Source organism: Koromonas soli, assembly GCF_059726265.1.
The window spans coordinates 3,473,241-3,486,138 of sequence record NZ_AP040872.1 but is presented as its reverse complement, the minus strand read 5'-3'; the positions used below and the strand labels follow the sequence as shown (position 1 = coordinate 3,486,138).

14 protein-coding genes are annotated in these 12,898 nt (G+C 61.4%); 5 read left to right on the top strand and 9 right to left on the bottom strand.

The genetic code is table 11. From position 1 onward, the window contains the following. Positions 1 to 11: 11 nt before the first annotated feature. From AC6IY8_RS15105 to AC6IY8_RS15085, 5 genes are all read right to left on the bottom strand, one after another. Positions 12 to 821: a DUF3108 domain-containing protein gene (locus AC6IY8_RS15105; RefSeq protein WP_497775349.1), complete on the bottom strand. Its 810-nt coding sequence runs from the start codon at positions 819 to 821 to the stop codon at positions 12 to 14. Positions 822 to 825: 4 nt separating this feature from the next. Then, complete coding sequence (locus AC6IY8_RS15100; RefSeq protein WP_497775348.1) at positions 826 to 1,335, bottom strand: methyltransferase family protein; 510 nt, start codon at positions 1,333 to 1,335, stop codon at positions 826 to 828. Positions 1,336 to 1,685: 350 nt separating this feature from the next. Then, on the bottom strand, positions 1,686 to 2,813 hold the full coding sequence (locus AC6IY8_RS15095) for a glycosyltransferase family 9 protein (RefSeq protein ID WP_497775347.1): 1,128 nt from the start codon (positions 2,811 to 2,813) through the stop codon (positions 1,686 to 1,688). Between the two features lie 39 nt (positions 2,814 to 2,852). After that, positions 2,853 to 3,326, bottom strand: coding sequence for an adenylyltransferase/cytidyltransferase family protein (locus tag AC6IY8_RS15090; protein WP_497775346.1), 474 nt, complete (start codon positions 3,324 to 3,326; stop codon positions 2,853 to 2,855). Positions 3,327 to 3,411: 85 nt separating this feature from the next. Continuing rightward, positions 3,412 to 4,464, bottom strand: coding sequence for a bifunctional heptose 7-phosphate kinase/heptose 1-phosphate adenyltransferase (locus AC6IY8_RS15085; RefSeq protein ID WP_497775345.1), 1,053 nt, complete (start codon positions 4,462 to 4,464; stop codon positions 3,412 to 3,414). 153 nt (positions 4,465 to 4,617) lie between these two features. Here AC6IY8_RS15085 and AC6IY8_RS15080 point away from each other — a divergent pair, with 153 nt between their 5' ends. Continuing rightward, positions 4,618 to 5,025, top strand: coding sequence for a BLUF domain-containing protein (locus AC6IY8_RS15080; RefSeq protein ID WP_497775344.1), 408 nt, complete (start codon positions 4,618 to 4,620; stop codon positions 5,023 to 5,025). 258 nt (positions 5,026 to 5,283) lie between these two features. Here the strand turns inward: AC6IY8_RS15080 and miaA are convergent, their stop codons facing one another. The 4 genes from miaA to AC6IY8_RS15060 form a co-directional block, all read right to left on the bottom strand. After that, positions 5,284 to 6,204 (bottom strand): tRNA (adenosine(37)-N6)-dimethylallyltransferase MiaA, encoded by a 921-nt coding sequence (gene miaA / locus AC6IY8_RS15075; RefSeq protein ID WP_497775343.1) that lies wholly within the window; start codon positions 6,202 to 6,204, stop codon positions 5,284 to 5,286. Positions 6,205 to 6,218: 14 nt separating this feature from the next. Further along, a complete protein-coding gene (locus AC6IY8_RS15070; RefSeq protein WP_497775342.1) occupies positions 6,219 to 6,350 on the bottom strand; it encodes a hypothetical protein in 132 nt (43 codons plus the stop codon). Positions 6,351 to 6,495: 145 nt separating this feature from the next. Further along, positions 6,496 to 7,530: a TonB family protein gene (locus AC6IY8_RS15065; RefSeq protein WP_497775341.1), complete on the bottom strand. Its 1,035-nt coding sequence runs from the start codon at positions 7,528 to 7,530 to the stop codon at positions 6,496 to 6,498. A 261-nt stretch (positions 7,531 to 7,791) separates the two neighbouring features. After that, a complete protein-coding gene (locus AC6IY8_RS15060) occupies positions 7,792 to 8,814 on the bottom strand; it encodes a Gfo/Idh/MocA family protein (RefSeq protein WP_497775340.1) in 1,023 nt (340 codons plus the stop codon). 428 nt (positions 8,815 to 9,242) lie between these two features. Here AC6IY8_RS15060 and AC6IY8_RS15055 point away from each other — a divergent pair, with 428 nt between their 5' ends. The 4 genes from AC6IY8_RS15055 (at position 9,243) to AC6IY8_RS15040 (ending at position 12,556) form a co-directional block, all read left to right on the top strand. Next, positions 9,243 to 10,031 (top strand): DUF4388 domain-containing protein, encoded by a 789-nt coding sequence (locus AC6IY8_RS15055; protein WP_497778639.1) that lies wholly within the window; start codon positions 9,243 to 9,245, stop codon positions 10,029 to 10,031. Positions 10,032 to 10,222: 191 nt separating this feature from the next. Continuing rightward, on the top strand, positions 10,223 to 10,396 hold the full coding sequence (locus AC6IY8_RS15050; RefSeq protein WP_497775339.1) for a hypothetical protein: 174 nt from the start codon (positions 10,223 to 10,225) through the stop codon (positions 10,394 to 10,396). Between the two features lie 78 nt (positions 10,397 to 10,474). Further along, the gene (locus AC6IY8_RS15045) at positions 10,475 to 11,476 is read left to right on the top strand and encodes a diacylglycerol/lipid kinase family protein (RefSeq protein ID WP_497775338.1); all 1,002 of its coding nucleotides are present in this window, start codon (positions 10,475 to 10,477) and stop codon (positions 11,474 to 11,476) included. Positions 11,477 to 11,530: 54 nt separating this feature from the next. Further along, on the top strand, positions 11,531 to 12,556 hold the full coding sequence (locus AC6IY8_RS15040; protein WP_497775337.1) for a metal-dependent hydrolase: 1,026 nt from the start codon (positions 11,531 to 11,533) through the stop codon (positions 12,554 to 12,556). Positions 12,557 to 12,898: the final 342 nt, after the last annotated feature.

The window sequence follows — 12,898 nt, the reverse complement described above, 5'->3', positions numbered from 1 at the left end:
AAGCGTTAGGACTACTTGTCCACTCGGGTCAGTCGCAGCGTCATCGTTCCCCAGAACAGGCGTGAGCGCATCTGGACCGGTAGGTGTTGTGCGTCATCCGTGTACCAGATCCACACTTTGCCCCGGCCCTTCAGCGGCCCCGTATCCGACGAAACCCCCACCCGTACCGTGTGGAAGATTCCGGCATCGGTTTTCACGTCCTCGCGACCTTCGACATAGGCCTTGACGTCCACCGTCTTGCCACCGTCGTTCACCGGAAACACATGCGTGATCCCCGGCTCCAGCCTTTGCGCCGCCACGTAGTAGATACCCGAGAGAACATCCGTCACGCACGCCGGAGAGTCCGTTTCCTGATGCTTCAACTCCCCATTCCGCAGGTTGCGCTCATCCAGCACGCTCTTCCCGCGATAAGGGTCGAACTGCAGCGAAGTCTCCCGCTTATGCAGCCCCTCTTCCGTATGCTTCAGGATGCGTTGCGAGCAGAAGGTGCGCCGGTCAAAGTACGACTCCAGCCTGTCCTGCACCCGGTAGAGCACCGCGACCGCCCCGGCCGCTTCCGCCGTGCCGATTACGTGCTGTTGATCGCCGCGCTGTTCAATCCTCAGCGTCCCGGTACCGGCCTTCCATAGCCGCCACTCGGCGTCATAGTGCAGAGTCTCATTGTTCGGGAATCGGTGAGCATCGCCCGGCTGGATCGCCGACTTCGCTACTGCCGAGATGGTGGCCTGCTGTGCCCGTGCCGCTGGCATCGGCGCCAGCGCCAGCACAGCAACCAGTGCGGCAGGAAAGATCCGACCGACAATCGCTCGAAGAGTTCGCATCCGTTTACTGCGCCATCCAGATCCGCTTGGCCACCAGGGCGACTATCACCGCCAGCGTCCCAAGCAGGGCATTGTACTCACGATGTTGCAGGTACAGCTCACGCGAAAACCGCGACTGCCCCTCGCTACCGGCCGTCAACCGCGGCACCAGCCTCGGAACCCGCGCGCAATAGGCGGCATAGTCCGCAAACCGTTGATTCAGAAACTGCTCTTCACCCCGAATTACCGGGATGTAAATGGCGGCGAACATGACCACCAGCGCCACGGCAATCTCCCAGCGCAAGGCCGCCACGGCAAACCCCAGGGCGATCACAATGGAGCCAAAGTACAGCGGATTACGCGTGTACGCATACGGTCCGGTGGTCGCAAGCTCTTCATTCTTTTTGACATGCCCACTCGATACCGCCCGAATCCACACGCCGACCAAGGCCACAGCCGACCCTGCCGCCAGCGACCACCACGCAGGCTGAGCCCGCCACAAAAAGAAAATTGCAAACAAGAACCCGAGGGGCACACGAATTCTCTTGGCTACCCGACCCCAGTCCATTACCCCTCGCTTTTACTCAGAGCTGCTCTTGTATTCTACGGCATTGAGGACAAAGGACGAAGCACCGCCCCCACTTACGTTCACGAAATTGAAACGGAGAATATGAAAAGTAATAACCTGAGAGACCGCCACCCGAGTCTCGACATTATGCCCAGCCTTCGCCTTTGCTGTTCCTTCGTCTTAGCAAACTCGATGGTGCCCCATTTCTGCCCTCTTTTGGCAGAAGTGGGATAGCACCCCGCCCGCATCTAGACCTTACCGGGTGTTCTTGCCCTTTCCCATCTGAGCGCAGCGAAGGTCCCGCCCTCCGGCCCGTCTCACCCCACCAGCCCCTTCACTTCCTCCAAAACCTGCTCCACCGAAATCCTCTTCAGTCCCGCATCTTCCATCCGACTGTGACTGTAGCTGGTCACGCTCGCCGCATCCCTCAGCACGCGGGTCCCCGCCCAGTACGGACCATTCCTCCCCGGATCCGTCGGACCAAACAGCGCGACGGTCTTCACCCCCAGCAGAGCCGCCAAATGCATCGGTCCCGTATCGCCGCCGACAAAAAGCTCCGCCCGCCGCGCCAGCGCCATCAGCTCGCCCAGCGAACTGATCAGCATCACTGCCTCGCTGCCACTAGCCGCCACCGCCTCTCGCGCCAACTCTTCCTCGCCCGGCCCATAGTTCACCACCGAACGCATCCCGAGCTCGGCCAGTCGCCGTGCCAGCTCGCCATACCGCGCCGCAGGCCACTGCTTCGCCCCCCAGCCCGCGCCCGGATTCAGAATTGCGATCTTTGCTTCACCCAGCCCTGCTGCCTTCAACTTGGTTTCGATTCGCTCTTCGCTCGCCGCATCGCGTGGCAGAAGCGCCGTTCCAGGCTGCAAAGCCGACGTCACCGGAGGCAGCCCAATCTCCTCCAGCCACTTCTGCACGACCTCGACGTTTTGCTCAATCACGTGCTTCGAGCGCCCATCCACCAGCGAGTCATACAGCACGCGCGCAATCCGCTCCCTCGGGTTGCGGAAACCAACAATCAGCTCCGCTCCTGCCAGCCTCGCGACTGCCGCAGACTTGATCGCGCCTTGCATCTCGAGCGCCGCATCGTAGTGCGCATGCCGCAGCTCGCCAATGGCCGACCGGAACGAGTTGCGTGTCTCCGCCGCCAGCAGATGCTTCCGCCATCCGCGCGTGTCCACCAGGTGAACCTCGTCCACCAGCGGACGCCCCGCACTGCGCGACCCCGCCAGCTCCACGCCTGCCGCGCACAGCAGCTCGCGCCACCGCCGCTCCACCACCCAGCCGATTCTCGCTTCAGGCAGAGCCCTGCGCAGCATCGCCACTGCCGGCAGCGCGTGCAGAATGTCGCCCATGGCGCCCAGGCGCACCACCAGCGCGCTCGGACTCAACCGCACCGAGTCTCCTGCTCGTTTTCGAATGATTTTTGCAGCTTCAGACATTGCGGCCCTCAACACAATACCGGCCGCACAGGACGCAGTTCATTCGCCGCATCCCGTCTTTTCCAGCAGCGCCGTGCTGGAGTGGTCTTTCGGATCGCCCACAATCTCCACCCGCCCGCCGTAGGCCATCACCGCATCGCGTTCCGGAACGGATTCCGCTGTGTAATCCGTGCCCTTTACCTGCACGTCCGGCTTGATCTCCCGTATCAGCGCCCGCACATCCGGCTCGCCGAACACCACCACGGCATCCACGCACGCCAGCGACGCAATGATCTCTGCCCGCTCCAGCTCCGGCACCGTCGGCCTCGGAGGCCCCTTCAGCTTTCTCACGCTTTCGTCGGAATTAACGGCCACCACCAGTCTTCCGCCCAACTCGCGTGCCGCCCGCAAATACCGCACGTGCCCCACATGCAGCAGATCGAAGCAGCCATTGGCCAGCGTCACACGTTCCCCCGTCGCGCGCCATTCCGCCACCAGTTCCGCCAGCCGTTTGCGATCGACAATCTCTCCCACAACTCTCCTCTACTAACCATGCGGGCAGCGATCCTGGGAGTGCAGTCCGTTCCAACCGCCCCGAACCTGCGCCCACGAAGGCTGTTTACTCTCCCACTGCCTCCAGCAATTCCTTCTGGCTCACCGTCGCCGTTCCGCGCTTCATCACCACGATGCCTCCGGCATAGTTCGCCAGCTTCGCCGCCAGCGGAGCGTCCGCCCCAGCCGCCAGTGCTGCCGTGAACGTCGCAATCACCGTATCTCCCGCGCCCGTCACGTCCACCACCTGGTTGCTGCCATAGATCGGAATCTCAACCGGCTCGCGTTTCTTTTCAAACGTCACCATGCCATCGCCGCCGCGCGTAATCACCAGCGAATCGAGCTTCATCTGCTTCAGCAACTCCGCTCCGGCATCAAACAGCTTCTCGCGATCATCGCCAATCTTCACATTCAGCGCCGCCTCTACCTCCGACTCATTCGGAGTCGCCGCCGTCACGCCCTCATAGTCCAGCATGCGATAGCGGCTGTCGAGCGTCACCGGAGTATCCCCGAGCACGCCCTTTGCTCGCACGAAATTGAAGAGCCTTGGCGATACCGCGCCATACCCATAGTCGCTCAGCAGCATCGCGTCCGCCGCCGGAACGTATTCCCTTGCGGACGCCACCAGTTCCACCAGCGCCGGATGCGTATCCTTCAGCTCCTGGCATTCGCGGTCGATCCTCACCACCTGCTGCCGCGATGAGTGTGACGAATACGCCAGCAGCCGCGTCTTCGTTGTCGTCGTCTGCCCCTTCAGCTTCGAGATCCCGCTCACCGAAATCTTATTGCGCCGGAAAATCTGTAACAGAGCTCGACCCTGTTCGTCGTCGCCCACCATTCCCACCGGCAGCGGAGTAATACCCAGCGCCGCCAGGTTCATGACTGCGTTCGCGCCGCCTCCCGGCACCAGCATCCGGTCGCGATGCTTCAAGATCAGCACCGGAGCTTCGCGCGACACGCGTGAAATCTCGCCGTAGATGAACTCATCGGCGATCATGTCGGCCATTACCAGCACGCTTAGTTTAGGAAACGACTCGACGATCCGCCGCAGTCTCTGCTGCTCGGTCAGGCCGGGCTGGTTCGTACGTTTTCGGGAAGTTGTATTTTGTGTGCGTGCCATTGCACAAAGATTCTCTCACGCCACTCGCAAACGCGCCCGGTCAGATTCACCCGCATTCCAGCAGCTTGGCTATTCCGGGGATTGGGCACCTTCCGCGGCTTCGAACCTGTCTCCGGTTGTAATCGCCAAAACTCCGCTGTACCATGCCGCCCAATGCGATCTATTGTCTATTTCAGCACCGCTGCCCAGCCGATGCCGGAACAGGCGTTGAACTCTCTCCGCCGCGAGTGCGTGGATAACGACAGCCATGTCGGCATCACCGGCATGTTGCTCCATAAGCAGAATCATTTTCTTCAGGTCATCGAAGGGCCCGCCACCGTTATCCGCGACATGTTTGCCCGCATCACGGCCGACCCGCGCCACATTGATATCCGCCTCATCAGCGACCGCACCATCTGCGAGCGCGAATTCGACGGCGCCCGACTCGGCTTCCTCAACCTCGACAAAGCTCCCCCCGGCACTCCCTATCTCTCGCCGTTCACCGCCGAAGCCTTCCTCGCCGACCCTGACCTCGCCCTCCTCACCTTGTCCTACTTCTATCGCAACCAACCGCCCGTCTAACTCATCCGCCCCTGTTGAGTCATCCCAGCAAAGCTAGCCGCTGCTCTTGCCCTCGCCGTTGCTCTTGTTGTTGCTGTTTGATTTTGCTTTTGCTTCCGCTCCGCCACGAATTCAGGTCACCTACCTCCCTCCTCAAACACCCGAGCGTCAGCAAGCACTAACCTGCGAGCCGCCGGAGGGCAGTGCATCGCCATTCCCACTAACACTCGTGCCGAATGCTCCAATAGTTCTATCGCACTCAGGCCAAGCATTCACCGATTACCCGATAAACTCCCTCACCATCTCCTCAACCTTCTCTCCCGCCTCTGCCCCAAAACACTCTACCCACTGCATCTCTTGCTCTTTGCGAAACCAAGTCAACTGCCGCTTCGCATAATTCCGATGTCCTTGCTGCGCCCGCGCAATGGCTTCTTCCAGCCCGCATTCCCCGCGCACATACTCCGCCGCCTGGCGATACCCCAGCGACCGCATCGCAAACACCTCGTTGCCATAGCGCTCCAGCAGCCTGCGAGTCTCCTCCACCAGCCCGCGCTCAAACATCTCCGCGCAACGCCGATTAATGCGCTCATAGAGCCGCTCCCGCGCCGGACTCAGCACCACCTTCAAAATGCGATATCCCTCGATCGCATCTCGTCCTTCGCGCAACGCTTCGCTCATCGGCCTCGCCGTCGCCGCGCATACTTCGATGGCTCTTATCAGCTTCGGCTCGTCGTTCGCATGAATCCGCCGCGCCGCCTCCGCATCCATCTTCCGCAGCAGCCGCCACAGCGACTCTGGCCTCCGATGACGCCTCAGCCGCTCGCGCAACGTCTCGTCCCGCTCCGGCCCATCAAAAAGTCCATCCAGCATCGCCCGCAGATAAAGCCCCGTTCCTCCGCACACAATCGGAACCCGCCCGCGAGCCGTAATCTCCTTCGCCGCCTGCCTCGCCATGCGTGCATACTCGCCTGCCGTAAAGTACGCATCCGGAGCCACCACGTCGATCAAATGATGCGGCACCAGCGCCCGTTCTGCGGGCGTTGGCTTCGCCGTGCCAATATCAAATTCCCGATACACGGCCACCGAGTCGCAACTGATCACCTCGCCACCAAAGCGCTGCGCCAGCCGTATCGCGAGCGAAGATTTCCCGCTCGCCGTCGGCCCGGCAATCACAATCATCGGAGAGAGTTCTGTGCTCATGCCTTCACCGGCCACTATTTCAGGCCGCACACCTGATCCACAAAGAAAGGGAAGAACCGCACCACGGCCGTGCCCACCACAAGGGCAAGCACCACCAGCAGTCCTTTGGTGTAGGGAATTTCAGGTTGGCGTGTAAGAAGCGGCACGCGCTCATTGTACGCGAAGCCTAAACAGAAGGAGCACAGGACAGGCGGACAGATGGGCGGCGGTGGCCCACTCAACGCTCTTTTCGTTGAGTGGGGCTGTTGCTCTTCAACTCATTTTAGGAAGCTGACAATCCGCTCTGTTGACCTACTGCTCGAGTTCCCCATTCTTCGGGTTGTAGAAGAAAGTAATCCGCAGCGCCAGATACGGCCCATGGAACTCATGTGGCAGCGGCGAAAAGGGATCCGACGCCGTGATTCCGCCATACGCTGCACGGTCCAGCGGAATATCTCCCGAAGGCATTTCGATATACATTCCCGTCACTCTGCCCGTCGGCGTAATCAGGAAGCGGATTGCCACCTTGCCATGCTTCAGCAGCGGCGCCCGCGCCTCTTCGGGAATCAGCGTGTACCAGTTCGCCTTGATCGACTGCAGCACGCGGGACAGGTATGGACCGAAATCTACGCCCTGCGTATCGCTCAGCACGTCAAACGGCCCAAGTCGCGCATTGCGATCCGCCGGCCCCATTCCATAACCCGCGCCGCCGCCGCTCGGAATCGATCCCATTCGCGAAGCGTTCCGCGTCGCCTGCGCGATCGCCGCTCCCGCCGTTCCCGGCGTCCTGAACGGATTCACCTGCGGCTGTTGCTCCTGCACGCGTGGCTGCGAGAAGTTGCTAGCCGACTGCTGCGGCTGCTGTTGTGGCGGACGCGGAGCACCGCCCTGTGCCGACTGCGGCATCGCCTGCTGAGGCTGTTGCTGCGGTTGTGGACGCGGGGCCGGAGGTCCCGGAGGCGTCTGGTTTCCTCGCAGCCTCGCTTCCTTCATTTCATCCAGCGTCTTGCGGTCAATCGGATGCGTCGTCTGCGCAATCCGGTTCTTATCGCTGATCTTGTCGCTCTGCACCTTCTCCGGAGGCTTCTGCAGATCCTTCGGCAGTGCCAGGAACGTCGGTTCCTTGTTCATCGCCAGGTCCTGCGCCCGTATCAGGTGCGGCTGCGCCCAATGCGGCAGCCACTGCGGCGAGAACACCACCAGCAGGATGAAAACAATATGTACAATGACCGAAATCCAGAAAGCCTCGCGCATCCGCGAGCGGGCCAGTTCGTCCTCGAGTTGCGCCAGCATCTGCGGCACAAACTCCGGCGCCTCATCCGTGATCTGCGTTCTCGTCCGCAGCACAGGCGGCCTCGTCGGCTCAGGCGGAGCTGGCGGGGGTGGCGCTACTTGGTTTTGGCTCTCCGAATCGATCTTCATTACCTCGCTGTCCATTGGATGAAGCCCCACCCATCCAGGACACGCACTCACCCAAACCCTTGGGGTGTCCTACCCATCCGGCATAGTCGGAGGGAGCGGTATTTCTTTGTCGAACCGGTCGTTCAGCCCAATTCTCGCACTGCTTCACACATCCCGTCTGGCTAAAACAGGGCTGGCTCTCGGCGCTTAACTATTCTTTACCCCGGCTGCGCCTTGCATCATCATGGCTGCCACTTCGTCTAAATGCGCGCGCTTCCGATGCACCTTCATCTGCTCCTGGATCTCAATCGCCAACGCCAGTGCCGCCCTGCCATCCTCCAGAGTCACCTCTGGAGTTCCGCGTTTGCGCACCGCATTCAAAAAGCTGCTCAGCTCAGCCCTCAGCGGCTCTTCCGCGCTCACTTCAGGTTTGCAAGGAACAATCTCTGGCATTCCACCCGTCGCCGGTTTCACGTTCAGCGAGAACACATCGCGCCGCGAGTAATCGAGCGACACATACTGCGCCGGCTGGAAGAATCTCAGCTTCCTGACCCGCTCCGTGCTGATCCGGCTTGCCGTAAAGTTCGCAATGCATCCGCTCTCGAACTCGATCCGTACACTGGCGATATCCACGTTTCCGCTCAGCACTGGCAGTCCCACCGCGCGCAACTCGCGAACCGGAGACTTCGCCATCTTCAGCACGATATCCAGATCGTGGATCATCAGGTCCATCACCACGTCCACATCGAGCGACCGCAGAGTGAACACGCTGAGCCGGTGAACCTCGAAGAACATCGGCCTTGTCAGCAACGCCCACGTAGCCCGCACCGCCGGGTTGAAGCGTTCCAAATGCCCGACCTGCGCCACGCGCCCATGCTGCTTTGCCAGCGCGATCAACTCGTCCGCCTGCTCTACTGAGAACGCCAGCGGCTTTTCAATCAGCACATCCACGCCGCGTTCCATCAACTCGCGGGCCGTCGCCAGATGCGCCACCGTCGGCACTGCCACGCTCACGGCCTTCACCTTGGGACACGCCGCCAGCATCTCGCCCACCGAGCTAAATGCCCGCCCGCCGAACTCTGTTGCCACCGTTTGCGCGCGCGAAACATCGGCATCCACCACCGCCGCCAGTTCCACGCCATCAGTAGAAAGTTCCTTGTACACGCGGGCATGGTTGCGCCCAAATGAGCCAACGCCCACCACCGCTACCTGCAATTTTTCGTTGTTCACTCTTCGATTCTCGCAGAACCCCGCCCTGCCGAAAAGAGCAGAGAACACCGCCTGCTCCGTCCTCATCACCTGAGATGAACCTGAAAAGCTATTTACTACCGTTGTTCTCCAGAGAAGCCAAATCCCGCCATCAGCAATCAAACAACAGCAGCTCTCCTCCGGCATCTCGTTGGAACTGAGCTGCTTCCCCGTGGGTAACTCCGTCAGCATTGCCCGGAGCGCCCTACGCAGGGATGTCCATTCGGACAAATCAGCTAGGACCAAGGTGTCTTCTAGTAACCATCTATTCGTGGATATCCTTTGTGCCCTATGCGAAGATTGCCTTGGATTTAGACCGTGAAATGCTTTAGGTAACGCAGTCGTCAGCCGTTATCTGGACTGAACAGCAGCTACTGCGATTCGCGCAGGCTGCACCGGAAGTGAAGGCTATGGCACAGGGCATCAACGTTCTTCTGGTGGACGACAATCCGATCATCCGTGGGCTGCTCACCGGAGCGATTGCGCCCCATGCCTCCGTAGAGGCTTTTGCCAACGCCACCGAAGCCTTCCGCCGCGCCGAACGCCAGACGCCCGACCTCATCATCTCCGACTACCGCATGCCCGGCCTCAGCGGTCTCGAACTGCTTGCCAAGCTGCGCATCTCTTTCCCCCGCGTTCCGGTCATCATCATGGCCTCGCGGTCCGACATCACCGGCCCTCTCGCTGGCTCCAGCCCCCTCGTCGAGGAATTCATCGAGAAGCCGTTTTTCGTCGATGACGCCACTGCCCGCATCCGTCGCGTCCTCGATCGCATCCTGCTCGGCAAGGCCACCCGCGAAGCCGCCGACTCCACCAGCGTCCGTGGCACCTTGGCGCAAATGTCCGTCGTCGATCTTCTCCAGACCCTCGACATCGGACGCAAAACCTGCCGCCTCGTCCTGAGCCACGCCAACCAGACCGGAGCCATGCACTTCCACGACGGCCAGCTCGTTCATGCCACCTTCGCCGACCTCACCGGGGAGCCTGCTGTCTACCGGATGGTCGCCTGGTCCGAAGGCCTGTTCCTCATGGATTTCGAGCGCACTGAGTGCCCGCGCACCATCACCCATAGCACTCAGTCTGTCCTGCTCGAGGCCCTGCGCCTGTTCGACGAAGCCCAGCGCGACCTCGACACCGATACCCCTGACCGCCCCTCCGCCCAAAGCGCCTCCGCCTTCCCACCCGCCGTCGGCTTCTAAATAGACCACAACCAACCCCAAGCACTGCGCGCGGGAATAATGCCATGTGTTCCGGCAAACCCAAGCACCGCAGGTGAGAAGTCCCTGTACCCTAGCGACGCCCAAAGCACCGCGGGCGAGAACTCCGTGTACGTTAGCAAGCGTTAAGCACCGCGGGTGCCCCATATACGCTTGCCTCTTTTGGCAAGCGCATGTGGGATCTATTAAAGAAGGCGCGCGAAGCGCCCTCCAAAGGTGTTGTAGTTGTTTTTGAAGTTGGTGTTGTAGTTGCTTCTGCCGTTGTTCTTGATGTTGCTCTTGGTTTTGCGCTTGCCACTGCTTTTGCCCTTCTTTTGCCGTCGCTCTTGACTAAAATGTCATCCTGAGGGAAGCCGAAGACCCCTACCTTCCTCCACACGCCCCCTGCGCTATACTCCCCACACTGGAGAAACCTCACCCCGACCATGCCTTTCCGCAAAGCGCTCTTACTCTTCAACCCCGTATCCGGCTCCCGGCACCGTTCCCGCCTCTCGACCCTCGAGCGCATCGCCACCATCCTCCGACGCTCCGGCATCGATACTTCCGTCGAGCCCACCACCTCCCGCGGCTCCGGAGGCACCCAGGCCCGCGCCGCCATCAATGCTGGCTGCGACGCCATTTTCGCCTGCGGAGGCGACGGCACGGTATTCGACATCCTCCAGGGCGTCGCCGAAACCCCAGCCACACTTGGTGTCATCCCCCTCGGCACCGGAAACGTCCTTGCCCACGACCTCGACCTCGCCACCAACCCCGAGCGCGCCGCTGCCCGCCTGCTCACCTATCATCCGCAGTGCATCTCCCTCGGACGCATCGAGAGCGGCCCGCACACCCGATATTTCACCGTCGCCGCCGGCGTCGGAGTTCACGCTGAACTCATCTACTGCGCCACTGCCCAGGCCAAACAGCGCGGAGGATTCATCGCCTACTACCAGCACGGCGCTCGCCTTCTGTTCAGCCACGACTTCGTCCCGTTCCCGGTTGAGATCGCCACCCCTGACGGCCGCACCATCCACACGACGACATTAGAGTTGGTTGCCATGCGCGTCCGCTCCTTCGGAGGCCCTCTGCGACATTGGCGTCCCGGCAGTTCGCTCCTCTCGCCCGACCTTCGCCTCATGCTGCTGCAAAAAGCCCGCCGCACCCACCTGCTGCGCTACTCCCTCCAGGCGCTCACCGGATTCGCCGCCTACCACGACCTCGATCCCTCCAACGGCGAAGCTCCCATGTCATTCATCTCCGCTCAGTCCGTTGTCTGCCACGCACCCGAGCACGCAGCGGCCAAGCTGCGCGTCCAGGCCGATGGCGAAATCCTCAACAGCGTGCCCACCCGCATCTCCATCGTCCCCCGCGCGCTCAATATCCTTCTGCCCGCCACCGCCGAGTGGACTCCCGCTCATTCCTTCCGCGAAGCCGCACATCGCCTTTGACATTCCGCCTGAATATTGCAACCCTGATCGTTCGTAGATTGGAACGTTGAAAGAATGGAACCTGTCACTCACTTCCTGACCGGAGCCGTGCTCGCCCGCACGGGATTCAACCGCAAAACCGCTCTCGCCACCGTCACCATGACTCTTGCCGCCGAAGCCGCCGACCTCGACGTCATCGCCTACTTCAAAGGTTCGGCCGTTGGATTCATCCAGCATCGCGGCATCACCCACACCTTCCTCGCCGTCCCCTTCGTCGCCGCCCTTGTCGTCGGCTTCATCTGGATGCTCGACACTCTCTGGCTCCGCCGCCGCAAACGCAAATCCTCGCAACCGCTCCCCCCGCGCCGCTGGGGACTGCTGTTCCTTTTCGCCTGCATCGCTGCGCTCTCGCATCTTCTGCTCGACTTCACCAACAACTACGGTGTCCGCCCGTTTTACCCATTCACCCGCCAGTGGTACGCCTGGGACATCGTTTTCATCATCGAACCGCTCATCCTCCTCGTCCTCATCGCCGCCCTCACCCTGCCCGCGCTCTTCGGCCTCGTCAGCCAGGAAATCGGAGCCCGACAGCACGGACCTCGCGGACGTGGCGCCGCCTTTGCCGCCCTGCTATTTGTTGCTGCTCTCTGGGGCCTTCGCGACTACGAACATCGCCGCGCCATCGCTGCCCTCGATGCCATCGAATACCAGGGCCACCCCGCCACCCGCGTCGCTGCCTTCCCCTACATGATCAATCCCTTCCACTGGGCAGGAGTCGCCGAAACCCCGACGGCTTACGTCTCCATGCACGTCAACTCCCTCCGCCCCGAGGTCGACCCCGGCAACAGCGCCGTGACCTACTTCAAACCCGAACCCACCGCCCCGACTCAGGCCGCACGCAACACGCCTCTTGGCCGCTTCTACACCGAGTGGGCGCGTTTCCCGCTCACCGAAGCCGAACACGTCACCGCGCCGGAAGAGTCCTACATCGTCCACCTCTCCGACGTCCGCTTCATCTACCCCGACGCACGCCGCCGCGTCCTCCAGGCCACCATCCTCCTCGACTCCCACCTCCAGCAAGACTCCGCCGAAATCAAATAAACCCAACCTTGCCTTCGCCTTTGCTGTTGCCTCTGTTCTTGCTGTTGCTTTTGCTGTTGCTGTTGCTTTTTTTTGCCTTTGTCTTGAGGTGTCATCCTGAGGCGAAGCCGAAGGATCCCAGCCGACCTTCCCATCTCCACCCAGGTTTCAGGTCACCTACCACGAACCGAGTTGTTGCTCTTGCTGTTGTCCTTGGCGGGTGGTGTCTGGTGCCCCACCTCTGCCCTCTTTTGGCAGAGGTGGGTGTTTTGCCTTTGCTCTTGGCCTTGTCGTTGGTTTCGTTTTGAGCTGTCATCCTGAGTCGAAGCCGAACGCCCCGCACCGCAACAAAAAAGGCCGCCC

Excerpts from the sequence above, each read along its gene's own strand:
- AC6IY8_RS15085 (WP_497775345.1), bottom strand. The coding sequence starts at position 4,464 with ATGGCACGCACACAAAATACAACTTCCCGAAAACGTACGAACCAGCCC.
- miaA (WP_497775343.1), bottom strand. The coding sequence starts at position 6,204 with ATGAGCACAGAACTCTCTCCGATGATTGTGATTGCCGGGCCGACGGCG.
- AC6IY8_RS15040 (WP_497775337.1), top strand. The coding sequence starts at position 11,531 with ATGGAACCTGTCACTCACTTCCTGACCGGAGCCGTGCTCGCCCGCACG.
- AC6IY8_RS15095 (WP_497775347.1), bottom strand. The coding sequence starts at position 2,813 with ATGTCTGAAGCTGCAAAAATCATTCGAAAACGAGCAGGAGACTCGGTG.
- AC6IY8_RS15055 (WP_497778639.1), top strand. The coding sequence starts at position 9,243 with ATGGCACAGGGCATCAACGTTCTTCTGGTGGACGACAATCCGATCATC.
- AC6IY8_RS15050 (WP_497775339.1), top strand. The coding sequence starts at position 10,223 with ATGTGGGATCTATTAAAGAAGGCGCGCGAAGCGCCCTCCAAAGGTGTT.
- AC6IY8_RS15080 (WP_497775344.1), top strand. The coding sequence starts at position 4,618 with ATGCGATCTATTGTCTATTTCAGCACCGCTGCCCAGCCGATGCCGGAA.
- AC6IY8_RS15045 (WP_497775338.1), top strand. The coding sequence starts at position 10,475 with ATGCCTTTCCGCAAAGCGCTCTTACTCTTCAACCCCGTATCCGGCTCC.
- AC6IY8_RS15105 (WP_497775349.1), bottom strand. The coding sequence starts at position 821 with ATGCGAACTCTTCGAGCGATTGTCGGTCGGATCTTTCCTGCCGCACTG.